This window comes from Arcticibacter svalbardensis MN12-7, assembly GCF_000403135.1.
Classification (GTDB): domain Bacteria; phylum Bacteroidota; class Bacteroidia; order Sphingobacteriales; family Sphingobacteriaceae; genus Arcticibacter; species Arcticibacter svalbardensis.
This window is the reverse complement of the sequence record NZ_AQPN01000136.1, coordinates 1-26,066: the sequence shown is the minus strand read 5'-3', so window position 1 is coordinate 26,066 and position 26,066 is coordinate 1. Positions and strand designations below refer to the sequence as shown.

26 protein-coding genes and 1 pseudogene are annotated in these 26,066 nt (G+C 36.4%); 5 read left to right on the top strand and 22 right to left on the bottom strand.

Annotated elements, in window-relative coordinates:
• Nucleotides 1–444: 444 nt before the first annotated feature.
• The 9 genes from ADIARSV_RS17860 to ADIARSV_RS22255 all read right to left on the bottom strand — a co-directional run bounded on the left by ADIARSV_RS17860 (nucleotide 445) and on the right by ADIARSV_RS22255 (nucleotide 9,547).
• Complete coding sequence (locus ADIARSV_RS17860) at nucleotides 445–1,275, bottom strand: hypothetical protein (RefSeq protein WP_016197058.1); 831 nt, start codon at nucleotides 1,273–1,275, stop codon at nucleotides 445–447.
• Between the two features lie 12 nt (nucleotides 1,276–1,287).
• The gene (locus ADIARSV_RS17855; RefSeq protein WP_016197057.1) at nucleotides 1,288–2,406 is read right to left on the bottom strand and encodes a DUF3696 domain-containing protein; all 1,119 of its coding nucleotides are present in this window, start codon (nucleotides 2,404–2,406) and stop codon (nucleotides 1,288–1,290) included.
• Entirely contained in the window at nucleotides 2,403–4,409 is a 2,007-nt protein-coding gene (locus ADIARSV_RS20820; protein ID WP_016197056.1) for a GmrSD restriction endonuclease domain-containing protein, read from the bottom strand. Before ADIARSV_RS20820 ends, ADIARSV_RS17855 begins: the two co-directional genes overlap by 4 nt.
• A gap of 154 nt (nucleotides 4,410–4,563) precedes the next feature.
• Complete coding sequence (locus ADIARSV_RS17845) at nucleotides 4,564–5,769, bottom strand: type II restriction endonuclease (protein ID WP_016197055.1); 1,206 nt, start codon at nucleotides 5,767–5,769, stop codon at nucleotides 4,564–4,566.
• Nucleotides 5,750–7,042 (bottom strand): DNA (cytosine-5-)-methyltransferase, encoded by a 1,293-nt coding sequence (gene dcm / locus ADIARSV_RS17840; protein WP_200864780.1) that lies wholly within the window; start codon nucleotides 7,040–7,042, stop codon nucleotides 5,750–5,752. The genes ADIARSV_RS17845 and dcm overlap by 20 nt, the downstream gene beginning before the upstream one ends.
• A 117-nt stretch (nucleotides 7,043–7,159) precedes the next feature.
• Complete coding sequence (locus tag ADIARSV_RS17835) at nucleotides 7,160–7,576, bottom strand: very short patch repair endonuclease (protein WP_016197053.1); 417 nt, start codon at nucleotides 7,574–7,576, stop codon at nucleotides 7,160–7,162.
• 163 nt (nucleotides 7,577–7,739) lie between these two features.
• On the bottom strand, nucleotides 7,740–8,705 hold the full coding sequence (locus ADIARSV_RS17830; RefSeq protein WP_016197052.1) for a hypothetical protein: 966 nt from the start codon (nucleotides 8,703–8,705) through the stop codon (nucleotides 7,740–7,742).
• Between the two features lie 287 nt (nucleotides 8,706–8,992).
• Nucleotides 8,993–9,286, bottom strand: coding sequence for a DUF5655 domain-containing protein (locus ADIARSV_RS22260; RefSeq protein WP_262482257.1), 294 nt, complete (start codon nucleotides 9,284–9,286; stop codon nucleotides 8,993–8,995).
• A gap of 15 nt (nucleotides 9,287–9,301) precedes the next feature.
• Nucleotides 9,302–9,547, bottom strand: coding sequence for a DUF4287 domain-containing protein (locus tag ADIARSV_RS22255; protein WP_016197050.1), 246 nt, complete (start codon nucleotides 9,545–9,547; stop codon nucleotides 9,302–9,304).
• Between the two features lie 268 nt (nucleotides 9,548–9,815).
• On the opposite strand from ADIARSV_RS22255, the gene ADIARSV_RS17820 reads away from it, so the two are divergent.
• Complete coding sequence (locus ADIARSV_RS17820; RefSeq protein WP_016197049.1) at nucleotides 9,816–10,445, top strand: metallophosphoesterase family protein; 630 nt, start codon at nucleotides 9,816–9,818, stop codon at nucleotides 10,443–10,445.
• A 134-nt stretch (nucleotides 10,446–10,579) separates the two neighbouring features.
• Entirely contained in the window at nucleotides 10,580–11,209 is a 630-nt protein-coding gene (locus ADIARSV_RS17815) for an outer membrane beta-barrel protein (RefSeq protein WP_016197048.1), read from the top strand.
• A 10-nt stretch (nucleotides 11,210–11,219) separates the two neighbouring features.
• On the opposite strand, the gene ADIARSV_RS17810 is transcribed toward ADIARSV_RS17815, so the two are convergent.
• The 10 genes and pseudogenes from ADIARSV_RS17810 to ADIARSV_RS17770 form a co-directional block, all read right to left on the bottom strand.
• The gene (locus tag ADIARSV_RS17810) at nucleotides 11,220–12,632 is read right to left on the bottom strand and encodes an efflux transporter outer membrane subunit (protein ID WP_016197047.1); all 1,413 of its coding nucleotides are present in this window, start codon (nucleotides 12,630–12,632) and stop codon (nucleotides 11,220–11,222) included.
• Nucleotides 12,633–12,658: 26 nt separating this feature from the next.
• Nucleotides 12,659–15,819, bottom strand: a pseudogene (locus ADIARSV_RS17805) (efflux RND transporter permease subunit).
• A 6-nt stretch (nucleotides 15,820–15,825) separates the two neighbouring features.
• On the bottom strand, nucleotides 15,826–16,989 hold the full coding sequence (locus ADIARSV_RS17800; protein ID WP_016197044.1) for an efflux RND transporter periplasmic adaptor subunit: 1,164 nt from the start codon (nucleotides 16,987–16,989) through the stop codon (nucleotides 15,826–15,828).
• An 82-nt stretch (nucleotides 16,990–17,071) separates the two neighbouring features.
• Nucleotides 17,072–17,665 carry a TetR/AcrR family transcriptional regulator gene (locus tag ADIARSV_RS17795; protein ID WP_016197042.1) on the bottom strand — a complete coding sequence of 198 codons (594 nt, stop codon included), beginning with the start codon at nucleotides 17,663–17,665 and terminating at the stop codon, nucleotides 17,072–17,074.
• Nucleotides 17,666–17,781: 116 nt separating this feature from the next.
• Complete coding sequence (locus ADIARSV_RS17790; protein ID WP_016197041.1) at nucleotides 17,782–18,210, bottom strand: DUF1810 domain-containing protein; 429 nt, start codon at nucleotides 18,208–18,210, stop codon at nucleotides 17,782–17,784.
• 241 nt (nucleotides 18,211–18,451) lie between these two features.
• The gene (locus ADIARSV_RS17785) at nucleotides 18,452–19,168 is read right to left on the bottom strand and encodes an alpha/beta fold hydrolase (protein WP_016197040.1); all 717 of its coding nucleotides are present in this window, start codon (nucleotides 19,166–19,168) and stop codon (nucleotides 18,452–18,454) included.
• Nucleotides 19,169–19,585: 417 nt separating this feature from the next.
• Complete coding sequence (locus tag ADIARSV_RS17780) at nucleotides 19,586–19,954, bottom strand: YccF domain-containing protein (protein ID WP_016197039.1); 369 nt, start codon at nucleotides 19,952–19,954, stop codon at nucleotides 19,586–19,588.
• Between the two features lie 575 nt (nucleotides 19,955–20,529).
• A complete protein-coding gene (locus ADIARSV_RS22705; protein ID WP_235048444.1) occupies nucleotides 20,530–20,772 on the bottom strand; it encodes a hypothetical protein in 243 nt (80 codons plus the stop codon).
• Between the two features lie 129 nt (nucleotides 20,773–20,901).
• The gene (locus tag ADIARSV_RS22700; RefSeq protein WP_016197036.1) at nucleotides 20,902–21,189 is read right to left on the bottom strand and encodes a hypothetical protein; all 288 of its coding nucleotides are present in this window, start codon (nucleotides 21,187–21,189) and stop codon (nucleotides 20,902–20,904) included.
• Between the two features lie 40 nt (nucleotides 21,190–21,229).
• Nucleotides 21,230–21,442 carry a VF530 family protein gene (locus ADIARSV_RS17770; protein ID WP_016197035.1) on the bottom strand — a complete coding sequence of 71 codons (213 nt, stop codon included), beginning with the start codon at nucleotides 21,440–21,442 and terminating at the stop codon, nucleotides 21,230–21,232.
• A 232-nt stretch (nucleotides 21,443–21,674) separates the two neighbouring features.
• Between ADIARSV_RS17770 and efp the strand changes: the two genes are divergently transcribed.
• From efp to ADIARSV_RS17755, 3 genes are all read left to right on the top strand, one after another.
• On the top strand, nucleotides 21,675–22,235 hold the full coding sequence (gene efp / locus ADIARSV_RS17765) for an elongation factor P (RefSeq protein WP_016197034.1): 561 nt from the start codon (nucleotides 21,675–21,677) through the stop codon (nucleotides 22,233–22,235).
• A gap of 289 nt (nucleotides 22,236–22,524) precedes the next feature.
• Nucleotides 22,525–22,824: a hypothetical protein gene (locus ADIARSV_RS17760; protein ID WP_016197033.1), complete on the top strand. Its 300-nt coding sequence runs from the start codon at nucleotides 22,525–22,527 to the stop codon at nucleotides 22,822–22,824.
• Nucleotides 22,825–22,990: 166 nt separating this feature from the next.
• A complete protein-coding gene (locus ADIARSV_RS17755) occupies nucleotides 22,991–23,767 on the top strand; it encodes a COG4705 family protein (protein WP_016197031.1) in 777 nt (258 codons plus the stop codon).
• 546 nt (nucleotides 23,768–24,313) lie between these two features.
• Here the strand turns inward: ADIARSV_RS17755 and ADIARSV_RS22250 are convergent.
• The 3 genes from ADIARSV_RS22250 to ADIARSV_RS17745 all read right to left on the bottom strand — a co-directional run bounded on the left by ADIARSV_RS22250 (nucleotide 24,314) and on the right by ADIARSV_RS17745 (nucleotide 25,843).
• Nucleotides 24,314–24,472: a hypothetical protein gene (locus tag ADIARSV_RS22250; protein WP_200864779.1), complete on the bottom strand. Its 159-nt coding sequence runs from the start codon at nucleotides 24,470–24,472 to the stop codon at nucleotides 24,314–24,316.
• A gap of 17 nt (nucleotides 24,473–24,489) precedes the next feature.
• Nucleotides 24,490–24,951 carry a LamG domain-containing protein gene (locus ADIARSV_RS22245; protein ID WP_200864778.1) on the bottom strand — a complete coding sequence of 154 codons (462 nt, stop codon included), beginning with the start codon at nucleotides 24,949–24,951 and terminating at the stop codon, nucleotides 24,490–24,492.
• Nucleotides 24,952–25,108: 157 nt separating this feature from the next.
• The gene (locus tag ADIARSV_RS17745) at nucleotides 25,109–25,843 is read right to left on the bottom strand and encodes a superoxide dismutase (RefSeq protein ID WP_016197027.1); all 735 of its coding nucleotides are present in this window, start codon (nucleotides 25,841–25,843) and stop codon (nucleotides 25,109–25,111) included.
• Nucleotides 25,844–26,066: the final 223 nt, after the last annotated feature.

The following is a 26,066-nucleotide window of genomic DNA, read 5'->3' as shown; positions in this document are numbered from 1 at the left end:
TTATTTTTAAGAATATTAAAGAATATCTCTTTGACTATAAAAACACAATTTGATTACAAGGACAACTTAACGTTAATTATTAAGCTAGTTATCAATCTTTTAATTAAAAATTGCATATAATTCACTAAATACATTAAAAAATGTCATTTGCAGATCACTAAGTACACTTTTAAGTGGACCCTTATTTGTAAAAGCCAAACTCTATACACATAAGGAAATAGCAATATGCCCATTGATGAGGTCAAGATGTAAATTTTACAAATGCAATTTTAGTTTCAAAAGGTACAAGATTCACTTAATGTATACTTTCTAATTGCTAATTACTGGAAACAACTCTCAAATGTTCGCCAATGTGACCTATGTAAACAATCTTTGATTTCTCATCCGGATAAAAATAGACTCTTGTATCTCCTAATTTCAGATGAAGACTAAAAATTTGTTTACCTAAAATATCTGCCCTGAATGTCCTTTGACTTGGAAATTTTTAAGTGTTGAATCTGATTCAGGAGACATTCTCAAACCTGTGATTTTAACTGCGTCTTCACAACTAAAGCCACCAGATTTCCAATTACAAATATATGAATCCAACTTTTGCAATGCCTCAACTATTTTTGTAAGATCTCTTGAGTTTCCTAGAGTAGCTATTTGTTTTTCAATTGCAGAGATAAAAAAAAGATGAGGAAAGAGTTGTTCCCTGCTTTCCCAAAGATCAGCACTTTTCTTCAAATTCTCACGCTGCCTATGTTGGCACCATTTGACGTGTTCTACAAAAGTGTCTTCATTTGAAAAATGTCTTACCTTTCTAATATAATGTTTCTCTTCCGCTTGTTCATTTAAACAATAATGGCTTATTTGCACTACCGATTTCTTCCAGTAATCATGGGTAGCTAAACTTATACTTATTGTATCGAATTCCCATGCCGCGCCAAGCCCCCATACCTGGCATTTACCTCCTTCCATTTCTATATGAAATTCCGACCTTGAATAAGCATCTGCATGATTTACATCAGATTCTTTTACCAAGGGCGTGGTGGTAACAATTTCTAAAAATTGATCCCTGAGATCCTTTTTTATCCTATTATCCTTTAACCAATAATCCAAGCTATATTCAGTGTGAAGATTGAATTGAAAAATATTTTTAATGACTTTATCATGAAATCTCAATTCATTTAATCCAGCATCTTTACCAACGACATATGTACGAACAAACGTTTCCATAACTTCACACACAGCGTCTACAGAGTTAACTTGAGATACAGATAACTCATTGAACATATAAACCATAACTTATCTTATTAGTGAATTTAACTGTTTGGAAAATTCATCAAAGAAGCCATTAGGGCTGTGGCTAATTCTGCCATCACTTTCTATTATTGGTTCAGAAATTGTCGTAATATGCTCATCTGAATTGATATCTCTTTCGAAATAAAACACAGAGACATCATCTTTATTAATAACTTGTTTTTTTACAGCGACTCTAATACCATTAAATAAATGATCTGAGTGTGATTCAACAATAATCTGAACTCCATCATTAGCTGCTTTAGCGAATAGTTCACCTAACTTTGCCTGCCCTTGAGGATGTAAATGTGATTCCGGGTTTTCTATTATGATTAAATGACCCTTTTCAGCAGAAAGAATTGCCGTTAGTATTGGTAGAATATAAGTAAATCCAAACCCAACGTTAACTGGGCTGAATTCAGGTGTAACATCTTTACCAATATCAAAATGATAACCCACCTTTACAATATCTAGATCAGGATAATAGGTAGATTTCACATGGGAACCGGGTGTGATGTCATTTAACCATGCATCAAGATTGGAAATGAGATTGTTGGTTGAAGCATTTTCATGCAGTACAGATGGTAAATTTACTTGTTCAAATTTGTTCAATGCTATAAAAAGCGGCACGTTTTCACCCTTATAACCTAAAAAACGTTTTTGCTGAACGGCTGACAAGTTTGCCTTATAATAATGCTCTGGGCCCACTCTCTCTGCCTTAAGATACGTAAAATTGTTATTAAATAGAGAAGGATTAAGCCCTTTATTATAGATATTCTTAAACTTTTCGCTTAAGGCAAGTACATCACTATCTGCGTTATATTCAAAGGCAAGATCAAGGAATAAGGTGTTATCTATATCTATTTCGAATCTAATATCGTCGCCGTCAGCATGGCTACTATAAACATCTTTGCCTTTCCCTAAATCAATAATACCACTATCTGCACCTTTGAGTATCAACCCATTAGTCATTATGCTACTTCTTGATTGGCGAAGCAACAACATTGATTGTATGAAACTAGATTTACCCATTCCATTCAATCCAGTAAATAAATTCAACATATTTAAATTTATTTCAGCTTCTCGAAAAGCCTTAAAATTATTTATAGCAATCCTTGTAATCATAAAGAATGAGATTTAATCAGGTCTTGTATACTTTCAAATCGAGTTTTAACTGCAGCTCTCCCTGAGGTAGATGTTGCAACAGCACGGTTGAAATCTTCGTTATTGAGTAATAATTTATAGTCACTAATTAAGTGATTACGATTTATATATAAACTATCTTTTTCAGCCGGACTAAGTTTATAGATTTCACTTACCCAAACTTCAAATAAGGCACTGTTAAGTTTTACACGGCTACCTTCCCCTAAAATTGAACGACTAAAAATATGTTTACCAAAGAGTTCCACTTGAAAAAAAATGGCATCAATCATTCCATTGGCTAACTGTACTAATTCTGCTTCTCCTTTTGTAGCAAGACTTTCCATTGCAGTATCTAGAAATCCGGAAAGAGGTTTGGTATAATTAAGGTAACTCTCGTTTATAAAAGCATATGCTCTAAGTAAAAGCTCACGGTCATCCATCCTTTTATCTTGAAGTTTGAGAATGGTTCGCAAGTCCCTATCTTCTGAAAGATCAAGAAGAAAATCCGATGGTGTTCCTTGATTAAGAGCATTCCGGATTTCCATCGCGTTTAATGCTAAGCCACCACTATTAATTCTTCTAAAAACATTATATTTCACATTTTTAGGTGTGCCGGGTTGAATTAAATAGGCAGTAACCGGAGTTTCCAAGATCCTCCGTTTCATCGTTCTGTTTAACTTATCGTAAGTAACATTTTTATCACTATAGTCTGTGAGAATTTCAAGTCCTGTTAACACAAGAGGTATCCTGATCTCATCATCTTCTGCAATTTCAGTGTTAACTATGAAGTTTTTTATAGTCCAAAGCCGTTGTAATCCGTCCACAACAAGCCACTTATCATCGTCATCTGCGTCAAAATAAAAAGGAGGCAGAGGTAGTCTTAGTAAAATAGATTCGATTAAACGGCTTTGAACATCTTTCGACCACAAATTTCCTTTACGCTGAAACTCTGTATTCATATCGATTTCTTTGTTCCTCAACCTTGCTACAAGGTGATCTATTGTTTTTGGTTCAACTATTATTTTGATATCTTTTGGGTCGAAAGGACTAACCATTTCACCAATATCAATAAGTGGCTCCTCGTCAACCTTATCCACTTCAACGAAGTCATCATCAAATTCCAGAGAATCATTATAATTTTTTTTGTTTCTTATTGCTTTTTGAAGCTCATGTTTATTAATCGCATCAATAGCAAATCCTCTAGGAGTTACTTTCCAAAAACCTTTTTTTAAATTTTCAAGTAGACCGAACCTCTTTAGATAATTTCGAGCCCACGCCAACCTATAAGATAACTTTGTAGTTGTACCTTTATGAATTTCACTAAGATCCTCGTTGGATAATTTCAATGTGTTGGCGATATTTTCTTGGATATCTGCGACAGAGGCTACACCACCAAGAGCTTTAATTATTAAAAATGTAGGTTCCATAAGATCCTCAAAGGTAGGTATGCCTGCATGTATGATTGAATCTTCCTCATCATCTAGGGGATGAAGTTGTTTTTCGACAGATGAATTAGCCAGTGATTCCATTTCCTTAAATGTTTCAATAGATGTTAAATCAACCAGCGTATTAGCATCATCCCTAGTAAGATTAAATGCCTCTAGGAAGCTATCAGCAGTAAAGTCATCTTTCAAAATAAACCCTAGATAATGATTTTCTGACTTCTTGACAATAACAACCAACTGACCCTCTAAAAATTCCTTTCCTAATCTAGTGATACGATATTCGTTCCTTGTACCATACCCGTAATATTTGAAACAGCATATAGATATGGTACCATCAAACCAGATAATATTAGCAAATCTTTCTTTATTAATGCCTTTAACACCGGGGAACTCAAAAATCAAGGAGAAAGAGTTTTTGGGGATATATAAACCTGCTTGATGGCCACCTGTTGATCCGGCATCATTTGGGCTTACAAATTTAATAAAACTAATTAAATACGCTTTTACCGCGTCAATTGCACCCGATAATTCATCAGTCATAAATTGTTATTTTTATTTTTAGGTCAAAGGTATCAAAACTTAAATATAATATTAATTATAGCAAATAATTAGCCCTTTAAGACCGAAAACCTAATGATAAGACTAAATTAATTTCTTAATATAAAAGATATAAGTTAATTAAAAAACTGGTGCACTAACCTTGCTTTAAAAGTATCATTTCCATAAAGTCTTTAACCGAAAATAACTCCTTCTGCTGAGATTTGGTATAAGTAGAAAATAAAGGAGCAGGAATAACAAGCTGAAGGTTATTTGCTTTCATCTCCTCTATTTGATTGTTGCTTATTGAAGGCTCAAGAGTTATAAGATGTTTGTGATCTATCTTTTTAGCTTCGGATAATACCTGTCTCCACCGGTCTTTTGCAGAGGTCTTTACTCCTAACATGGTTAAAAGATTAATATCAAATCCATCATTATTGTATTCACTAATCCCAGGGAATAAAAAATCAGGCTTATTATTTCTTTCTGTTACAGCACCATGCGAATACCTGATTTTATTAATAGAAAATAAAATTGCCAAATTATGTTCAAAAGAATGGCCAGCTCTTGACTTGCGTCTGTTCTGAACACTCAAGGAAAGTTTAATAAATTCATCTACGTCAGTTCCATCAATCCCAAATCCTTTTTTAAGTTGTTCTTTTACGATTACACCTTCTAAGGTCCTAAACAACATCTCTTCTCTTTCTAACCAAGCAATGAGCGTTTCATCAGGAGAGTCAACTGGCGATACATCACTAACTGTTGACCTAGAATAATCCGAAAATTCTTTAGTTGAAGGAAATTTATTTCCAAATTGCTTTAACAGGTCATCAACAAGATCAGGAGCAGTTTCTATCTGCTCCATTCCAAAGGAAGAAAGAATAAATCTACCTGCAAAACCTATGTCTTTCTTATCTTCAGTAAAATCCTTAATGATGAACTTATTCGCAACTTCCTCTACACCAAATAACCATAGTAATTGCTTTTCATATGTAGAATTTTGTGGTGCAACAATTACAGCAAGATTGTTTTCACTGGTTATACCGACAATTATCAAATCATTTACCTTTGCATTAGCAATCACTTGGTTACTTGAATAATATAATCTATATTCTGTCCTGGTAACATGTTTCTCGCGGGAATCGTACCAAGTCAAAAAACCATCACCTTCAAGTATTTCATCCTGATCATCGGTCAGGTAAAGAAATTTAGCTGCAAATGTTTTCTTTTCTGACCCAAATATTCTTTGGAATTCCTTTATACCATTAAACTCATGTTGATTGGAAGTGGTTGGATTAATCTCAACTTGGCTTAAACGTTTAATTCCTATTGCTGTAAAATAATCAGATAATGGACTCGGCATGTACTTTTTTTAGTTGGCTTAATTTAAGAACAAGTTCCTTGCCTACTGCTTGAATAAGCGGCATAACTACAGAATTACCAAATTGCTTATATGCCTGAGTATCGGAAACAGGAATAATAAAACTTTGTGCTTTGTTCTTCGTATTTATTGGATACATAGGATATCCTTGAAGGGCTGCACATTCATTAGGTGTTAATCTTCTTGGGTTCTTCTCTTCCTGGGGAATAAGAATTTCTGAACCATCTTTATAATATCTCGCACTAATAGTTCTTGTAACTCCATCAGGCTTAATTAAGCCAAACCCAAAACCATTTCCTTTCTCCTTATGCTTCTTAGCATATTCCTGCAAATAATTCCATAGTTTATCGCTTAATGTGAATTTAGGATCAGGATTAGGCTGTAAAATTGAGTCTACCCGTTGTTTTTCTTCCGGTATCGAAAGTAGACTAAAATCGAATTTAATATCGTCTCCATAGAACTCTTTATTAAAACCAACCATGATTGTTCTTTCCCGATGTTGAGGAACAAAGTTTTTACCATCAATCACTTTATGATCGAACGAATAGTTTAAATTCAACAGTGTCTCTTTAATAACTTTAAAGGTGTTGCCTTTATCATGAGATACTAAGTTTTTAACATTTTCAAGAAAGAATGCGTTGGGACGATGTTTTGCAATTATATCTGCTAGCTGAAAAAACAAATTACCTTGTTTTACATCGTCAAAACCATGCAGCCTTCCGAGACTTATTTTTTTTGATACACCAGCGATTGAAAAAGGCTGACAGGGAAATCCACCACATATTACATCAAAATGTTTGGGTATATATGATTTTATTAAATCTGATGTTATATCACCAAAAGGCACTTCTCCGTAATTTGCAAAATACGTTTCCTGTGCATATTTATCATACTCTGAACTAAAAATACATCTACCATTTAAATTTTGCATGGCCATTCTAAAACCACCGATTCCGGCAAATAAATCTATAAATGTAAAGTCTTCGTCACCTGCTTTAGGACCATGAAATGGAGCAGAGCCATTAGGAAAAAGTTCTTGCTGAATAGCTTGATGAACAAATTCTACTTCTCCAAATTTTGAAAATATTTCTTCAGCTCCCGATTCATAAACGGAAAGCTTTGTTGATGCATGATGGGTTAATATTGCTTTCTCTAACTGGTCTAGATTAATTAAATTCTTCTTCTTTGCTTTATAGTTCTTTACCACAGGATATTCAATCATATTAAAATCTATAAGATTATTCTCTACCATCATCCTTAATACCCTAACAATTATAGGCTATTTATATAATTCAAGTACGGAATGCATATTGACTAGACAAATCACATTACTATATATTCCTTTGAAATAATCGAGGATAAAAATACTAAATTATTTAGACAATAATGATCGAAGATTAGCAAGTGTCAAATCAATCTTTGATCTTTTTAATGAACATTCCCATATTTCAATCACGTTCCAACCTTTATCATTCAGTAACTGTTTGGAACTGTTATCAATCTCTTTATTCCTATTAATCTTATTTATCCACCACTCTGTTCGTGTCTTTGGAACAACATAATATTTACATCCTTCATGCCCATGCCAAAAACATCCATGAATAAATACTATTGAGTTATATTTTGGTAGCACAATATCCGGTTTCCCTGGTAAATCTTTAACATGCAGCCGATAACGGAAGCCATTACTATGTAAAAACCGCCGAACAAGAAGCTCCGGTTTTGTATCCTTACTATGAATTTTGCTCATATTAAATGAGCGGATTTCCTTTGAATGAACGTCTGCCATCAAAAATTTAACGCTTAAAAAACTCCTTTGTTTCAGAGGAAATAACAACCGGTACTTTATATTAACACGTTAAACACATAAATTATTTTAGCGTTAAGCATCTCGATTAGCATTATCGCTCAGTGCTTAAAATATCAAAACACTTAAGCAGATATGGTCTTAATCATTCTTTTTTGAACGAAACACGCCCCCTTTGGAAAGCATTTGGAATCATTTCCTTTAAATTGATCTGTTTACTTATTGCACCGGTCTGTTTATTTATCTGGTGATCCAGCCCTAACATCAGAATATTACCCTTATAACTCATCTCCTTAACCTTTTCTTCCCTGCCCGGATAATCAGATGGCTGCATATCAACCTCCTTTACAGGGTAATTAGAGGACATTTCAGATTGAAATGCTCCAATAATAGCACAAGGACTGAATTCCTTGCTATTCAACAAGATACTTTCATTGGTTTGACTTACAGTAGAGTACAACATTAGCGACATACTCACCAATGCCAGGCAATCTTCAGGAATTGCTTCCGTAAAAGTGATCACTTGCCCTTCCAAATTTTGATACCCTTCTAAATCCAAATCCCGAAACCCCAGATTTTCATAATACTCTTCCCTGAAATTGAAAGCAACCAGCATCAACCGGATTCTATGTTTGATATAAGCCCCACTCACCCCTTTAGGCCGTTTAACCCCTGTTTGGGTATTCAAAGACCCCAAAGTAACACTCACCAAACCCTCAGAATTCTTACTTACCGAATGGCTCAACTGCAGCACCTCAGCCAGTTTACTGTTCGCATTGAAATCTAGTCCCTCTAAAAAAGACAAATCTCCATCATGCAAATCTCTTTTCCCTTTCTCTCCACTCACATTATTCAATATCGACCGATACACCATTTGCGTACTCCTATAAGCAGCCGTCCCATCCTTAAAAAAATAAGCTGGTTCAAATGCCGTCCTAATTACAGCTGCCGAAGAACTCGAAATTCCAAACTCGGTAGCACTCCTTTTAGTTTTTTCAGTTTGCTTAAAAACCTTTGCTTTACCCTGGATGATGTTCTTTCCCCGGTATTCCCTGTAAATCACCGAACCTGCAGTTCCGTGTACCATTCCTTTATGATCTATAGTTGCCATATAATTTTTATTATACCGGCAAATTACTCCATCAAGAATATCAAAGTGAAAGAAACACGAAATTTTCCTATATCTTCTCTAATACGTCATAATTAAGCTTAAAAACGCATTATCCTTAAACATAACCAAAATCAAAAATCTACATCAAGCAGGATAACCAATAAAACAAATCTAATTCCCAGCAAACCCAATCTAATAAAAACCCAACATAACTCCGACGTCAACAACCCAACATCGGACTTATAACGGATTCTTATTGCATCCTTATCGCTATCATATACTAAAGATCATCCCGCATGCTCATACGCAGTTCGAATCCAACCAAGTACTTCTTCATCAACCTCTTTAACATCAGCAATTTTTATAATATGAGAACACATTGCATTACTAGCACTTACCCCTTCGAGTTTCCCTTTCGCTTCCTGCCCTTTCAAATTAATCCCTATCTCAAACCGGTTTTTTGTAGCAGGCTGAAGTATGGCAAATTGCTTCTTCCTCCTTACACTCACATAAGCGTTTTTTGGTGCGATTTCAATATCTGCTCCATACTGTAGAATCTCTGACAAGAGTCTATCATAAATTGGCTTCAGATTTTCCTAGCCTTTATACTGTTTGGTAATTAAATCATCCGGATTTTCAGCTGATCCTGCATCAGTACCCTTAGTTTTTAGCGCGATAAAATTTGCAAAACCATACTTGAGGTTATGATTTGCTTTTAACAATTGAATGACCTCATCATGCTTTGTAAAATTTTCATTTTTAACCAGCGTAATCCATTCTTCCAGGGACTTACCTGTGTTCTTATGCAAGTTATCAATCATGGTTTGTGTTCCTTTGTCCATAACTTTAAGGTTTAGAATATAATCACTTTTACTACTCAAATACTTCTTACAAGGAATTAAAAGAATCTTATTACCTCCAGCAACTAAACCACCTTTTTTAAGACTTTCTTTACAGCAACTTACTTAATTCCAATTGGTTACTTAATAACAGGATACTTATTTATTAAAAATAATAAATTCTCTCCGATTTTGCTTAAATCTTAATCTAAAGCACTTTATTTGTTATTTTTACAATTTAAATGTCAAGCCACACTTAAATTTTATTCTTTTGAAAATCATTGCAATCTCTGATACACATGGCAAACATCGTCTTCTAAGAAACCTGCCACAAGCGGACATGATTATTCATGCAGGCGATGTAAGCAGGGATGGCAGCGAACATTCTACCCTGGATTTCATGAATTGGTTTAGCAGTCTGGATTATAAGTATAAAATTTTTATAGCAGGAAATCACGACTTCTTTTTTGAGCAAGAAATGCCTAACTATATTAAAAAGCTAATCCCTGGTAACCTCACTTACCTGAATGATAGCGGTGTGACGATTGAGGGAATCCGCATTTGGGGCTCTCCTATTACTCCCCGTTTTTTTGACTGGGCGTTTAATCGCGATCGCGGCAAGGAAATTAACAAACATTGGAAACTAATTCCAAAGGATACAGATTTATTGATTACGCATGGTCCCCCTAAGGGTATTCTGGATTTGGTGGGATTAAATGAGATGGTGGGATGTGATGATCTCTTGAAACGGGTTAAACTGGTTAAGCCGAAGGTTCATATTTTCGGCCATATTCATGGGGCTTATGGTGCGAAAGAACTGAAGAGTACCCGGTTTATTAATGCGAGTATTGTAGATGAGGGCTATATGGTTTGTAATAGTCCGGTACTGATTGAGTTGTAGATTTACTGACCAATCTTCCATATTTCACAGTCTTTAACATACGAGTTAAAGAGTGTTAATGTTATTACGATTTAAGATTAAAATGGCAAAATTTACGCCATAGCATCTAAACAAATCTAAATAACAAATTTATAATGAAATTAAAACTCCTGATTCCTTTATTATTCTTTTCTTTTTATGGTTACTCTCAAGACTCCACTAAAGTTACATACGGGTTAAAATTTGGTGTTAACAGTAACAGCACTTCCCTCTCCAGCTCCTTAGATGGAAGTAGTTCTACTAAGATGAAAAGCTTTTTAGCTTATAACTTTTCACTGGTACTGGATGTTCCTTTATCTAAAGTTTTGTCTATTCAACCTGCAGTATCTTATATCCAAAAGGGACAGAAAAAAGATCTTTCAGGAGTTACTAATGACAACCGTACCAAGGTCAATTACTTAGAAATGCCTATTAATCTGGTTTATAGATACAGGAATTTCTTCGTTGGTGCTGGTCCTTATGCATCGCTTGCCATGAAGGGAACGATAAAAAGCGATTCCCAGGAGGATGATATCTCCTTTGGGAATCGGTATGTGAGTGGCGGCAGCAGTAAGAATGATGACTGGAAAAAGTATGATTTCGGTGCAAGTATGCTGCTGGGCTATAAATGGAAGATCTTTACGTTCAACGTAAATTATGATCTTGGTCTTTATGATATTGATCCCAGTCCGGTTTATAAATCAAAAACCAGGGTTGCATCTGCTGCTCTGGGAGTCATGTTTTAAACATAACCCTTTATTCTTTCCAGCCTCCTCCTAATGCGCGGTATAGATTAACTACTGCTTGTAATTTTTGCAACTGATCATTCACGCCACTCAACTGTGCGAATAGTAAACTTTGTTCTGAAGTGAGCACATCTGTATAGTTGGTGGCTGAACTGTATCGTAACAATTCCTGTGTGTAATCAACTGCTTTAGTTAAAGCGGTGATCTGATTGGCTCTGGCCACTTGTTTCTCCTCTGCTGTTTGGTATGCATAGAGGGAGTTGGATACTTCCTGTCCGGCAATTAATAAAGTTTGCTGAAAGGTATTTAAAGCCTGAAGTTGTTGCGATTGTGCGTTTGTTAAGCGTAACTTATTAGTACCCTGATTGAAAATGGGTTGCGTTAGTCCTCCTATGATGGAATAAAACGTGGAATGATCAAAAAAGTCTTTCAGCTGAAGGTTGGAAAACCCACCACTTGCTGTAAGCGTTAAGCTTGGATAGAAATAAGTCCGGGCAAGATTGGTTTGCTCAAAGGCTGTTCGGAATGCGTATTCGGCCTGCTGTACATCGGGACGGTTTTGCAGCAGTTGAGCAGATAAACCGGTAGTCAATGTTGCTGGTGTTGTTTGGGCTTGCAAAGTACTTCGGTCAATGGGTCCTGGTTCTTGCGAAAGTAATATGCTTAGCGCATTTTCAGTTTCCCTGATACTTTGCTTTAAATCAGGAATAGTCACTTCTGTGGCATACCTGCTGGCTTCACTTTGTACCACTGCTGCTCCTGTTACCATGGCTCCTTCTTTTAAGGCTTTCATGGTTTCGACACTGGCGATCCTGCTTTTTAATGTAGCCTGTGTAATGAGCAACTGCTGATCTAAAGCCAGTAAATTAAAATAGTTATTGGCTATATCTGCAATCAATTGTGTCTGCACTGCCTTTTTAGCGGCATCTGTACCCATGAAACTGGCAAGAGCAGCTCTTTTGCTACTGCTGAGTTTACCCCAGATATCGGCTTCCCATGATGTATTAAGGGAAAGTTTATACGTGTTGGTCAGAGTATTGATACTGATTCCTTCAGGAAAATTCTGTGCGGCTTCTGATGCCTTGGAATGGGTATAACCTGCATCTGCACTCAGCGTCGGAAAGAAGGCCAGCTTACTTTGTTTTAATGCTGCCTGCGCCTGAAAGATGTTCTGAATCGCATTCTTAAGATCTGCATTCTGATTAAGCCCTGTTTGAATCAGTGCTTTTAATTTATCATCTGCAAATAAACGCTGCCATGGCAAATCGGCCATGGTCAGTGTGTCTGTTGTGTTTTGATCCCGGTATAAACCTTCTGCTTTGACTTCTGGCTTGGTATAGTTTTTTGTTACTGAACAGGCGCTTAAAAAAGCTACCCCTGCTATCAGCGCTGTAAAAACAGGTATGTTATGTCTATTAATCATTCTATTGGGTCTCATTTTAATATCTGCTAAGCTTGATTTTGGATGGGGTTCATTTCTTCTTCCTCCTCTTCATCATAACTTCGCTTTGCTGGTCCACTTACTTTTTCCTGTAGCGTCTGGAAGATGATGAACAGTACGGGTATCACAAATACTCCTAAAATTGTCCCGATCAGCATCCCTCCAACGGCTCCTGTACCAATTGACTTATTACCTATTGCTCCTGCTCCGCTGGAGAACATTAATGGCATTAATCCGAATATAAAGGCAAAGGAAGTCATTAAGATAGGTCTTAACCGGGCTACGGCTCCATCAATCGCTGCTTGTACAACTGGCATTCCGCTTCGTCTCCGTTCCAGGGCAAACTGTACGATCAGGATTCCATTCTTGGCGAGCAGACCAATCAGCATGATCAATGAGATTTGCAGATAGATGTTACTGTCCAGTTTAAATACGATGGAAAATAAGTAGGCTCCTGCCAATCCAAATGGAATAGAGAGCAGCACTGCAAAAGGCAGGATATAACTTTCATATTGGGCACTCAGCAGAAAGTATACAAAGATCAGACAAAGCGCAAAGATAAAGAGTGTTTCGCTTCCTGAGGCTAGCTCTTCACGGGTCAGACCTGAAAAGTCATATCCATAACCGGCTGGCAATGATGTTGCGGCTACTTCCTGGATGGCTTTAATGGCATCACCTGAGCTGTATCCTACATTGGGAGCACCGGTTACACCAATTGAGCTGAACAGATTAAATCGGGAAATTGCTTCGGGACCAAATACTCTTGTCATTTTGATGAACTCAGTAATTGGTGCCATGGCGCCTGCATCATTGCGGACAAATATTTTATTCAGTCCTTCGGGATTAGCGCGATATTCTGCAGCGGCCTGGATCATAACCCGGTATTGCTTACCATACTGGTTAAAATTGGATGCATACAAACCTCCATAATAACCTTGCATAGTTTCAAGAACGGCATTGACACTCACTCCTGCTTCTTTACATTTCTCCAGATTTACATCCATCATATATTGAGGGAAATTTGGATTAAAGGAGGTGGTTGCATATTGTATTTCGGGACGCTTGGCCAGTTGGGCCAGGAATTCGGTACTGACATTAAAAAAGTCAGTGGTACTGTGTCCGCCTTTATCCTGTAGCTGGAATTCAAAGCCTCCACTTGCTCCAAATCCTTGGATGGTTGGTGGAGAGATGAAAAAGATACTTGCCTCACGAATGCCTGCTGTTTTACCAAACAGTTCGCCAATGACGGCATCGACATTACGATCACGTTCACTCCAGGTTTTTAGCTTCACAATTACCATACTATAGGCACTTCCAGCACCGGCTGTAAAATTCTGTCCTACAATCTTCAGGGTATTCTTTACTTCAGGAATGGTATGTGCAATGCTGTCTACCTGTTTGGCTATTGCGGTAGAACGCTCCATAGAGGAGGATGGTGGCAAACTGATATTGGCAAAAATGGTTCCCTGATCTTCTGCCGGTACAAAAGACGAAGGCGTGGTTTTCATCATATAAAACAAACCACTGCAGGCAACCAGAATGGCCGTTAAAACGATCCATTTTTTAATAGACAGAAATTGTACAGAGCGTTTATAGCGCTGGGTTAAGTTGTTGAATGAAACATTAAAGGCGGTATAAAAGCGCTGTACAAAACCGCTATGCTTTTCGTCATCTGCATGGGGTTTAAGCAAGAGTGCACATAAAGCAGGACTTAATGTTAAGGCGTTGATAGCGGATAATATAATGGCTACGGCTAGTGTAACGCCAAACTGTTTGTAAAATACTCCGGTAGATCCTGTAATAAATGTAACGGGAATAAACACAGCGGCCATAACTAATGTGATGGAGATAATGGCACCTGAAATGTCATTCATTGCATCTATGGTGGCCTTTTTGCTGGATTTATATCCGGCATCAAGCTTAGCGTGTACCGCCTCTACTACTACAATGGCATCATCCACAACAATACCAATGGCTAATACCAATGCAAATAGGGTAAGCAGGTTGATGGTAAAGCCAAATAGGTTCAAAAGAAAAAGGTACCTACAATGGCTACCGGAACGGCAATGGCGGGGATAAGGGTGGATCTGAAATCCTGAAGAAAAATAAATACAACAAGAAATACCAGGATGAAAGCTTCAATCAGGGTATGAATTACTTTTTCAATGGAAGCATCCAGATTTTCATTTACGTCCACCATATAGGTGTATTTAACTCCTTTTGGAAAGCTCTTAGATGCTTCTTCAATGATCTTTTTGGAATTGTTTACCACGTCACGGGCATTTGATCCGGGGGTCTGACTAATAGCCATACCTACTGATTCCTGTCCATTGGTACTGATGGTAGAGGTGTAGGTTAATGAACCAAGCTCTACTTTAGCAACATCTTTAAGACGTAGAACTTGTCCCTGTCCTACTGATTTAATAATGATATTTTCAAATTCAGGCGCTGTAGTTAAACGACCTTTATATTTGATTACATACTGAAAGTCTTGATTACCATTTTCACCAAATTTACCGGGTGCGGCTTCTATATTCTGTTCCGCAAGGGCTGCAGAAATATCACTAGGAATTAGACTGTACTGTTGCATGACATCTGGTTTTAGCCAGATACGCATGGAATAGTCTTTAGAACCAAAAACGGTAGCATCTCCTACGCCTGTAACCCTTTGAATCTGGGGCACAAGGTTGATCTTGGCATAATTTTGCAGGAATGTCTGGTCAAAGGTTTTATCCTCACTGTATAAGGAGAAGATCAGCAGGTTACTGCTTTGGCTTTTAGTGACCGTTACCCCTGCCCTTGTTACTTCTGCAGGTAATAAACTGGTTGCTCTGGATACCCTATTCTGAACGTTTACGGCTGCTAGATCGGGATCGGTACCTACTTTGAAGTAGATCCTTATACTTGCAGATCCATCATTCGTTGCCGAAGATGTCATGTAGGTCATATTCTCTACCCCATTAATCTGTTCTTCCAGTGGAATCACGATACTTTTTAAAACTACATCGGCATTTGCACCGGTATAACTGGCAGAGACGTTTACTGTGGGGGGTGCAATGTCGGGGTACTGCGCAATAGGCAGGGAACGGAGTCCCAGTACGCCCAGTATGACGATAATCACAGAGATTACCGTAGAGAGTACTGGTCTCTGTATAAATATTTTAAACATCTGCTCTTATTTTAAATTGGCGTAAACAGTTTCGGCTTGCTGTGGATTTGCTTTGATGGATGTGCCATCTTTTAACGTGGATACTCCTTCGAGGACTAACTGGTCTCCTGCTTTTAATCCAGTTTTAACGATGTAAAAGTTTCCTGCGGAATTGTCCATTACAGTTAATGATACCGTTTTGGTCTTTCCATCTTTGTCTGATAGTACGGCAAAACGTTTATTTTGCAATTCAAAGGTAGCACTTTGTGGCACCATTAAGACATTGGTCAGGTTATCCGGAATGCGAACTGTTGCACTGCTTCCACTGCGGATTACTCTATTTTGATTAGGAAATTTTGCACGAATGTTGACGGTTCCTGTTGCTGTATTGATTTGTCCATTTACGGTTTCTATATGTCCTTTTTCTGCATAAGCGGTGCCATCAGAAAGCAGTAAAGATACTGCAGGCAACTTCGCTATCTTTTTTGCAAACGAAGTTTCTTTACTACCTCTTGTAAAATCAAGCAGCAGTTTTTCGTTGAGGGCGAAGTAGGCATATACATTACCTATACTTGAAACGGTGGTTAAAGGATCTGCGGTAGCAGAACTGACCAGACTTCCTAAACGGAATGGAATAGAACCTACTACTCCGTTTACCGGACTAGTTACAGTAGTATACCCTAAATTTGTTTTTGCATTGATGAGCGCTGCTTTTGCTTGAGCCATACTGGCCAGGGCGGCATTATAGGAATACTGGGCAGACTCCAGCTCGTATTTACTTACGATATCTTTTTCTACCAGGGGTTTCACTTTAACGACTGCCAGTTTGGCTGTGCTTACTTGTGCCTGCGCGGTTTTAATACCTGCGCTTGCTGTACGGACGGCCTGTTCATACTGGGGATCGTTAATTTTAAATAGTGGTTGTCCGGCTTTAACTACCGTACCCTCATCTACATAAATTTTTTCGATGTAGCCTTCAACCCTTGGTCTTATTTCTATATTCTGCTGTCCCTGGACACTGGCAGGATAATCGGTATAAAGAGTGGCAGACCGTGGCTCTATAATGAGTGTTTTGTATTCCTTTACCTGGTTTGCTGCACCTGCCTGGGCTGCTTTATCCTGGTTGTTGCCACATGAGGCTATGGTTATTCCTGAAAAGAACAGGAGACCCATTTTTAGGGTTGTTTTCATTTATTGGGTGATCTTTTTGATATATAATTTAATAGGGGATATTAATTTGGATGGGATATTGGAGGTGTAGTTGTATGAATGATTAGTTTCCGATATAGAGCATTTCGAAAATAAGTTGTTTTCTTTGTTTCATTAAACGTTTGAATTCAGGTTCTTTAATATCCAGAATGGCCTTATTTAGCTGACTGGCAAGAACCGGGTAAGCCATAAGAGCGAATAAGTTCATGATGAACTGTTTGGGTTCCATATTTTTGAGATTTCCTGCATCCATTTCCCGCTTTACTTCGATCATAAAAGATTTTATAAAACCGTTATTCATTTTACTCGTGCCTAAATCCTTATTTCTATTGGTCTCTGTGATGACAAAGAGTTCGCGGAAAGGATATTTTGTAGTTTCATCTATAAATACACTGATTATCTTTTGAAGTTTTTCTTTAAAACCGAGTGGCGCTTTTAACACTGAATCAATAGTGTTCCGTAAATCGAGCCGGGCCTCTTCTACTACTTGTTCAAATAATATATTTCTTGAACGAAAATAGTAATGAACAAGGGTTCGGTTTACACCTGCCGCATCAGCAATATCCTGAGTTGTAGCATGCAGCTTACCCTCAGAAAAGAACAGGTGTTTAGCCGTGTCTCTGATCAATTGTTCCTTGCCGATGTCTTTGACTATCATTTAATACTTTCGTTTAACAAAAATGTTAGACAAAAGTATTAAACATAACAGTTGCAAGTGTCAGATTCATGACATGTTAAAAATTGAAGATAGCATATTGATTGCATATATGTTTTTCAGGACGACATTCCAATTATCTGCAAGGTTTTAGGGTCTTTCTTGCCCTGGTAGAACTTATCAAGTAAGGACTGAAAAACAGGATCGGCTTGCGGAAGACATGAGAACAAGGTCATAGATGATTTTAACTTTAAATCATCAGGACTTCCCAGTATTAGATTGGCATTATCGCCTTTGAGTGCGAGCAACTCCTTACATATCTCAACTAGTCGGCTGCCTAAAACAGTATGGCTAAGATAGTCAGCAGCTTCATCAAGGTCCTTTATGGCATAATACCTTGAAGTTTCACTTAAAGCTAATCCTTGAATTTGAGGAAAGATATACCACATCCAATGGCTTCGTTTTCTACCATTCTTAATTTCAGATAAGGCAATTATGTAGTCTTCTTTTTGTGCGTCAATAAATCTTTGCAAAGTATTCTCTTTCATTACAATCTGTTTATTAAAGATATGGATTTAAGAGCCATTAAAATGTTTAATACCGACTGCATATCGATGCAGCCGGTTTTGAGAGAGCGACGATTAAAGGTATCATATGTAAATTCATTAGGATAGATGTCTGATAAGATCTTAAGTTCGGGAATTTGCTATATCATTGCCTTTAACTCGATAAATGAATTTGCGAATTAATTTCATGATAATCAATTGCTAGAACTAGCTATTGAAACGACTAGTTTCTATCTATCCAATCTAAAATATAATCGGCATCCTCTTTCCAGGTATCAAGACCAAGTACAAAATGATTGCGATTTGAAAACATTTTATAATCCACTACGGAATTGTTCTTTACGTAAGCATTAAAATTTCTATGGTTAAGGTGAGCTGGAATTATATGGTCAGTATCACCAGAAGTTAATAATAATGGAGCATGTTCCTTTTCAAAATCTACTTTGGCATCGCTAGTTAAGGCATCCCTAGATATAGTTTTTGATTCAGGAATCGTGTATTTTTCGTAAGAAGATTGCTGTATTTCAAGAGGCATCCCATTTACAAAGGCATATTGCCAATCCTCCAAAGACATCATATAAGTTTCTTCTATTGAAGTGAAAATACCAAGTGATTTCCAGCCTGCCTTTAGAAATGAAAATTCGTAAGGAAAAACACCTTGAGGTGGCACAGAGTGGATCGCTACTCCTGCGGCTGCGATATCCTTATTAACCATGAGTTGAGTTAATAATCCACCATAAGAATGACCGATAACAATAGGTTTCTCTGGGAGTGATTTGATAAGGTCCACATGGTAAGCAACCAGTTCTTTCAGGGTTAAAAGAGCGAGCTCTTTATCGTGGTGCGGGTGTCGAGCCCGTAGTTCTGCTACTGGGGCATCTTTATGAGGCCATGGGGGTGCAATAGTGGTATATCCTTTACTTTCAAAATAGTTTGCCATTCGTACCAGCAATTATTCCCAACAAATGCTCCTGTAATAAATACAATCGTTTTAGATGTGATGGTTTTCATAGTTTATATATTTAGAATTTGGTTTTTCAATAAGGCATTCTGATCTACTTCTTTAAATGTTACTCCAATTTCAATCGGCACAGCTTGATAATAGCTTACAAATTAAAAATTTTTATGGGTTTATCAATGGGGATAGGCCTTTTTTTTAAAACTAAACACACTGATGACCAAACTCTTGCAAACAAGCTAAACCTGATCTTTATAAGGTTTTATTGAATCATTAATCTCGAGCATCTGGATTGCTATTCCTGATTTAATTCCTATATATCCGCTAATTTATCTTTATTTTTCACTGGTTCTTTTGTGATTAATTTATCCATAGATTCACAATTCCCAATCCTGTTATCTAATTGATCGACTTTCCGAATGGCGAAAAGGCAAGGTTCATTAACTTAAAATGCTGTCTTCCAAAAGGAATACCGACAATGGTAAGGCACAAGAGTAAACCAAAAAACAGATGCGTAAGAAGAACCCAAACGCCACCGAATACAAGCCAAATAATATTCATCATGGTTGATAGGCAACCAGTATTGGAAGAGGTATTATTAATCTGAACTCCAAAAGGGGCCAATCCTACGATGGCGAGTTTAAAACATTGCAATCCAAATGGAATACCAACTATGGTGAGGCATAATATGATACCACCGAATAGGTATTCAAAAAAAATGAAGATCCCTCCAAAAACAATCCAAATGATATTACCAATAAAGTTCATTCTTTCCTTTTTACTAAGATGAAACTATTACATATTAGTTACATCCAAATATAGCGGAGAGTGATTATCACGAATTAGAGGCCAACTTCTAAACCAACTAAATCAGGATTAACGATTTAGATCAAAAGAAGATTACAGAGTCAGTTGAAAACTTTGGATTTATTCCGTTTGTTCTATCCCATTTATAATAAGAGACAATTCATGTTGTCCGGATAAAAGACCCTTGTAGTAATTATCTTAAAAGATTGTTTTCGTTTAATAACTGCTATTTCATGTGGCTGGTATACACGTTCACTGATTTTGAAAACTTTCTTGGCCAGTTTACCATTGGCTTTATTGTAATATAACCCATATTCCAGTCTAACCATTCTCTGTTCATCAGTAGTATTTTCTATTACGAAAGAGAAAGCAACAGCATCGCCTATTGTAACTTGGGCCTTAATTATATTAAATTAAGTAATTAAAAGTCCTTTGCTATTTAAGCCATAGTGCTTCAAAATTCCTGTATTACCCTGTTTAAGTAAAGTACGACTACCATGTTTAATTATGGCGTCTGTATTAGAATTCCGTCCGGATCATTTTTTTGCAATTTCAAATACTACCTGAGGATTGTCCTTAGCTATGTCATTCAAATTGTTTGCCACACTTCTCCTCACAACCTCTGAAAGATCATCGTTTAGATTTTCTAAAATTAATAAAATTGATGCAGGGTTCCTTTTTAATTCTGGAATAGCCATTGCCCAAGGCAAACGTGGCCGACTACCTTCAGATGCCAAGCGTCTTACTTGTGGACTTGCATGTAGCAACCATTCTTTCATCTGGACCATCATTTGATAAAAGTATTTGATTATGAAGGGACGGATACCGAACTCACAACTTATAAACTGGGTTACAAATTAAAGTGCTTCTACTGAAGTTTCATAGTCATCTATCCTATATACTTCCAGCTAATCTGGTAAGAATATAAACGCAAGTCCTTCACCCTGTCCTTGATTTCGATAATCTTCAATAATATTAAAGATTAATTGCACGGCATCTGGATAAGATTCAGGCATAAACTCATGTAAAACAAGAGTGGTATGGCGCATTCTTTCCTTTAGTTCCATATTCTGAAAGGCAGAAATAAATACTTTTGAGAGGAACCTGTTTGTATTAAACGAAGGAATATTATTTTCTAACACTTTAGCAAGCCTATCATAGAAAACTGGGGAATAGATTTCTTTTAATGCACTCATATTTTGCTTGGAAATTGAAGCTTGATCGTTTGATAATACCTTACTTATTGTTTTTAATATAAAGCTCCTCGACTTTTTGCCTAGCCCATGGTGTTCTTCTCAAAAACGTTAAACTCGATCCAATAGAAGGATTACTGACAAAACAATTGATCCTAACTAATCTGGCCAGCTCAGTCCATCCATATTGTGCTACCAAACTATTTAGGATCACTTCAAGCGTTTTACCATGTAGTGGGTTATTTTTTTGCTCCATTTATACTCATTTCTCCATTATGCTTTATCAATATTTCTTCAACTTAAGAACTATTTGAAATAATGCCTTGTTTATTTGTTCAAAGTTACGATTTTCATCTTAGTCAATATTGTGATTTGAGGATGATTATCAATAATTTGAACAATATCGAATAATGAATAAATTTTAGACATATCGATCACATATATAAAAAAGCACCTATCTTTGGACTCAAATTTTACAATTATATTTTATGGCAAAAGCATCTGAAATTAAAACGGGAAATACTTTACGTTACAATGGCGAACTGGTAACAGTTACAGAATTAGTACATCGCACACCAGGTAAAGGTGGAGCTTTTTACTTAGGAAAATTTCGTAACATTAAAACCGGAAAGATTGTAGAAGCGCGTTTAGCAACTGACGAGCAAGTTGAAATTTGCCGTGTAGAAAGTAACGATTATCAATATTTATATGAAGAAGGAAGTGACTTTGTAGTGATGGATAATGTTTCTTTTGAGCAGTTTAACATTCCTAAATCACTGTTCGGAACCTCTGCTAAATTTTTAAAGGAAGGAATGAACGTAATCGTTTCATTTGAAAGTGAAGAACCTATTGTTGCTCAGGCACCTAACAGTGTGGATTTAGAAATCACATACACCGAACCAGCTGTAAAAGGAGATACTTCTTCAGGCGCACAGAAATATGCAACTACTGAAACAGGGATTGAAATAAAGGTACCTTTGTTTGTGAATCAAGGCGACAAAATAAAAATAGATACTCGCACTGGAGAGTATATTGAGCGTGTGAAATAGATTTTCCTATCTAAATAAATAAAAAGCGGCTTATAGCAATATGAGCCGCTTTTTATTTTAAAGTTTTGCTAACACTACCAGTAAAAACCTAACCTTTTTTATAAAACATTAAAAATAAGGCTATTAAAAACCCACCATTATCCGGTCGACCATAGTTATGGATCACATCCTGATAAAAAGACACATCTTGTCGCATAACAACCCTTAAATTGTCCTATATGGCTTTTTATTATTTATGATTCACTTTTACCTTTGATATATAATATTTGTTCATGATTTAATTGATTTTATGAAAATAGTAAGAGTACAATATACAACCACACCTGAATATGCCCCTATCAACATAGCCAACATTGCTGGAATTGTAAAAGAATTAAAAGAGCTTAATTACGTTGGTATTAAATATGGCACGTGGATATTACCTGATGGTAAAACTTTTATGCATTTTGACCATTTTGAAAATGAAGAAGACCACCAACTTTTAATATCACTGGAATCCTTTAAGAAATTCGATACTGAACTATGGGCAAGCGGTCTAGAAATTGAGCCGAAACTTGACCTGCTATCTTTAGTTGTATCGACGGATTAATTGATTCACTCATATAAAATTTCTTATTTGATCTTCTAAAAAGCAACTATTTACCTGATTTAATTCCAACATTCTACAATGAAATTTTATTATACCTTTTTAACATCCAGATACAAATTATCTACAGAATTGCCATGTATGTTTACAGGATAAAATAATGACTTAAATGGCCGGTCAAGAAAGAATAATAAACAAACTACCTGCAATTACTATTTCATTCTGGATAATGAAAATATGTGCGACTACCTTAGGTGAGACCGCTGGCGATTTATTATCAATGACCATGAATATCGGTTATGCAGTAAGCTCCGTCATTCTATTAGGTTTCTTTTTTACCACATTGCTTTCTCAGCTATTATCAAGAACATACCACCCACTGATATATTGGCTGGTAATTTTAGCTACAAGTACTGCAGGAACAACTATGTCTGATTTTATGGATAGAACGTTGGGCTTAGGTTATGCAATTGGGTCATTGATTTTAATGTCATTATTAATTACCACTCTTATTATTTGGAATAGCATAGAAAAATCACTGTCAGTAACAAATATAAGATCCACTCGTGGAGAAATATTTTATTGGTCAGCAATATTGTTATCAAACACATTGGGTACAGCATTGGGGGATTTTCTAGCTGATAACTCCGAACTTGGGTTTACTGGAGGTGCAATGCTTATTGGCGGACTATTGTTACTTATTCTTTTAGCATACTGCTTCAGCAATATATCTCCAATTATCTTGTTTTGGCTGGCATTTGTTTTAACTCGGCCTTTCGGGGCAACTTTCGGAGATTTACTTACCAAAACACATGATAAAGGCGGACTTGGTTTTGGCACTATACGTTCGTCCTTAATCCTTTTTATTGCACTTATTACTTTAGTTATTTATGAAATAATTAAAGTAAATAAGAAATCCACATTTAGAAAAATCCAAACTACATAGTTCTTATTTCAGTACAAGATTAAGCTGCTAATTCACTTGCATTCAAGTCTGATTTAAATTAGCATGAATTAATACATCACACCAAGACCCCATTATCAGCAAGCTTTTTTTCCACTTTGCTGGTTAACTGAATCACAGAAGGATGTTTAGATTGAAAATTAGTCAATTTCAAGACGTCTTCATTGAAGTGTCCCAAGTATTTTAAGTTGACAATATCTTACGTTACATTACCAAGTTATGCGGGTTAATGCCGCAAATATCATTGATTTACAAATATTTCAATTAGTATAGGCTCGCGATACGATCACTTAAATAGGTCTCATATTCTGCAGGCAAAGACTTAAGCTCAGTTAATATAATATGTTTCAGCAGCCTCACTTTGCAGTTGTATTCGTCCTTTAGTAAGAGGGAACGCTTTACCGTTCTCTATATAGCGTGAATTTTGTATTACCATTACCACATGGCCGTTTACAATGTGCAGGCTTTTACCTTCAAAACATATAAGTTCTACTGGGTCCATTCGCCAGAAGGTCTTTCATAGTTTTCTTAACGTAGACAAAAACCGTCTATACCAGTACTTGTCCCCATAGGAAAGAATGGTTGCTTTTTATTAGCAACAGGGTTCATAATCCCTTCAGGTATAAATGACCTCACATCTATCGCTGAGTTGGCAATATTCCAGTAATCACCCATATAGCCTTCCATCAACTAAAATTCTTGTCCTAACATCCAGAACGCCAGTATTCATCACCCTGCTTACCAATCGAATGGTATAAAATACCAGAATCCTTCAGCTTATCAGTACGCGGAACCAATTTTTTAGAGCCCCATTTCACTTTAGCCTTTAAGTGATAATTCAAATACTCAACTTTGTTAAAAATACAACCATATATTTCACCACTTACTCTCAAAACCGGTACACCCTTTTCGTCAATAACCGTAAATACATGATCCATATTATTGTTTAACCCAATAGGCTGTATTAATTCGCCTTTATCATTAACTGGAATTTGTCCTTTATAATCTTTTTTGTGGCGAAAACTTAGATATATTTCCCACTGCGATAGGTTTTTGTCTAGCAAATTTTTCCATTCAGGACCTTTAGTAAATCCAGATAAGACAGTAACAAGCAGGCTTAGAACCGTTAGGTTTACAAGTGGTTTAGTCAAGAATAAATTATTCAAATTTTAAATATAAACAATTTTCAATTTGAATAAAAAATAACATAAATCGATTCTTTACTTAACAATTGAAGGAATCAATCTCTAGTAATAAACACTAACTTCTGAAAGTATCAGACAAATCTGACCGTTTCAGAAGTTAGGTAATTTAATTTTAGGCTTAAACTAGCCGTTTCTCTACTTCCTTCCAATTGACCACATTCCAAAATGCTGCAATATAATCATTACGTTTATTCTGATATTTCAGATAATAGGCATGTTCCCAAACGTCAATAGCAAGTAGTGGTGTTCCTTTTACAGTTGCATTATCCATTAATGGGTTGTCTTGGTTAGGTGTGCTAACAATCTTCAACTTTCCTTTATCAGAAACCAACCATGCCCATCCAGAGCCAAACTGCCCAAGCGCAGCCTTTGAAAACTCAGCCTTAAAAGTATCAATCGAACCAAAAGTACCTTCAATCCCTTTCTTTAGTTTCCCTTCAGCAAGTCTTGAAGAAGAGGAAGGCGTCATTGATGCCCAAAAAAAGTTATGATTCCAAGCCCCTCCTGCATTGTTTCTTGCCTTAGGAGACATTCCTTTAGAATGAGCAAAAAATTCAGCGGCACTAGTATAGTTAAGGTTCTCTGCTTTGATGGCTTCGTTGACATTTTTGATATACGCCGCATGATGCTTGGTATAATGGATTTCCATAGTTAACGCATCAATTGAGGGTTCCAGTCCATTATAGGAATATGGCAAAGGATTCTGAGAAAATAAAAATGGCTTTAAATACACATTATCGTTAGTCTCAGCAGAAAATGCATTCAATGATAATCCGCCTACACTACTAACAGTCAACGCACCTGCGGCAGCTACAGCCATCCCTATAAATTTTCTTCTTTTAAGTGTTTCCATAGTTAATGTTCTAATAATTTCTAATGTTTTTAATAATTTAGAGTAATAGCAATCCTTATAAATAAATATACTACTATTCACAGCAACCCTTAAACCTTTAATTAAGTTAAGCCAATTATGACAATTATGTTAAAATGTGTCAATATTTACATTGACATAATGGTCAGTCAGCACAACTTTTCCATTCTCCTCCTTGAACCAACCGTTGCCAGATCTAAAGATT

Excerpts from the sequence above, each read along its gene's own strand:
- ADIARSV_RS17860 (WP_016197058.1), bottom strand. The coding sequence starts at position 1,275 with ATGTTCAATGAGTTATCTGTATCTCAAGTTAACTCTGTAGACGCTGTG.
- ADIARSV_RS17855 (WP_016197057.1), bottom strand. The coding sequence starts at position 2,406 with ATGATTACAAGGATTGCTATAAATAATTTTAAGGCTTTTCGAGAAGCT.
- ADIARSV_RS20820 (WP_016197056.1), bottom strand. The coding sequence starts at position 4,409 with ATGACTGATGAATTATCGGGTGCAATTGACGCGGTAAAAGCGTATTTA.
- ADIARSV_RS17845 (WP_016197055.1), bottom strand. The coding sequence starts at position 5,769 with ATGCCGAGTCCATTATCTGATTATTTTACAGCAATAGGAATTAAACGT.
- dcm (WP_200864780.1), bottom strand. The coding sequence starts at position 7,042 with ATGATGGTAGAGAATAATCTTATAGATTTTAATATGATTGAATATCCT.
- ADIARSV_RS17835 (WP_016197053.1), bottom strand. The coding sequence starts at position 7,576 with ATGGCAGACGTTCATTCAAAGGAAATCCGCTCATTTAATATGAGCAAA.
- ADIARSV_RS17830 (WP_016197052.1), bottom strand. The coding sequence starts at position 8,705 with ATGGCAACTATAGATCATAAAGGAATGGTACACGGAACTGCAGGTTCG.
- ADIARSV_RS22255 (WP_016197050.1), bottom strand. The coding sequence starts at position 9,547 with ATGGACAAAGGAACACAAACCATGATTGATAACTTGCATAAGAACACA.
- ADIARSV_RS17815 (WP_016197048.1), top strand. The coding sequence starts at position 10,580 with ATGAAATTAAAACTCCTGATTCCTTTATTATTCTTTTCTTTTTATGGT.
- ADIARSV_RS17810 (WP_016197047.1), bottom strand. The coding sequence starts at position 12,632 with ATGATTAATAGACATAACATACCTGTTTTTACAGCGCTGATAGCAGGG.
- ADIARSV_RS17800 (WP_016197044.1), bottom strand. The coding sequence starts at position 16,989 with ATGAAAACAACCCTAAAAATGGGTCTCCTGTTCTTTTCAGGAATAACC.
- ADIARSV_RS17795 (WP_016197042.1), bottom strand. The coding sequence starts at position 17,665 with ATGATAGTCAAAGACATCGGCAAGGAACAATTGATCAGAGACACGGCT.
- ADIARSV_RS17790 (WP_016197041.1), bottom strand. The coding sequence starts at position 18,210 with ATGAAAGAGAATACTTTGCAAAGATTTATTGACGCACAAAAAGAAGAC.
- ADIARSV_RS17785 (WP_016197040.1), bottom strand. The coding sequence starts at position 19,168 with ATGGCAAACTATTTTGAAAGTAAAGGATATACCACTATTGCACCCCCA.
- ADIARSV_RS17780 (WP_016197039.1), bottom strand. The coding sequence starts at position 19,954 with ATGAACTTTATTGGTAATATCATTTGGATTGTTTTTGGAGGGATCTTC.
- ADIARSV_RS22705 (WP_235048444.1), bottom strand. The coding sequence starts at position 20,772 with ATGAAAGAATGGTTGCTACATGCAAGTCCACAAGTAAGACGCTTGGCA.
- ADIARSV_RS22700 (WP_016197036.1), bottom strand. The coding sequence starts at position 21,189 with ATGAGTGCATTAAAAGAAATCTATTCCCCAGTTTTCTATGATAGGCTT.
- ADIARSV_RS17770 (WP_016197035.1), bottom strand. The coding sequence starts at position 21,442 with ATGGAGCAAAAAAATAACCCACTACATGGTAAAACGCTTGAAGTGATC.
- efp (WP_016197034.1), top strand. The coding sequence starts at position 21,675 with ATGGCAAAAGCATCTGAAATTAAAACGGGAAATACTTTACGTTACAAT.
- ADIARSV_RS17760 (WP_016197033.1), top strand. The coding sequence starts at position 22,525 with ATGAAAATAGTAAGAGTACAATATACAACCACACCTGAATATGCCCCT.
- ADIARSV_RS17755 (WP_016197031.1), top strand. The coding sequence starts at position 22,991 with ATGGCCGGTCAAGAAAGAATAATAAACAAACTACCTGCAATTACTATT.
- ADIARSV_RS22250 (WP_200864779.1), bottom strand. The coding sequence starts at position 24,472 with ATGGAAGGCTATATGGGTGATTACTGGAATATTGCCAACTCAGCGATA.
- ADIARSV_RS17745 (WP_016197027.1), bottom strand. The coding sequence starts at position 25,843 with ATGGAAACACTTAAAAGAAGAAAATTTATAGGGATGGCTGTAGCTGCC.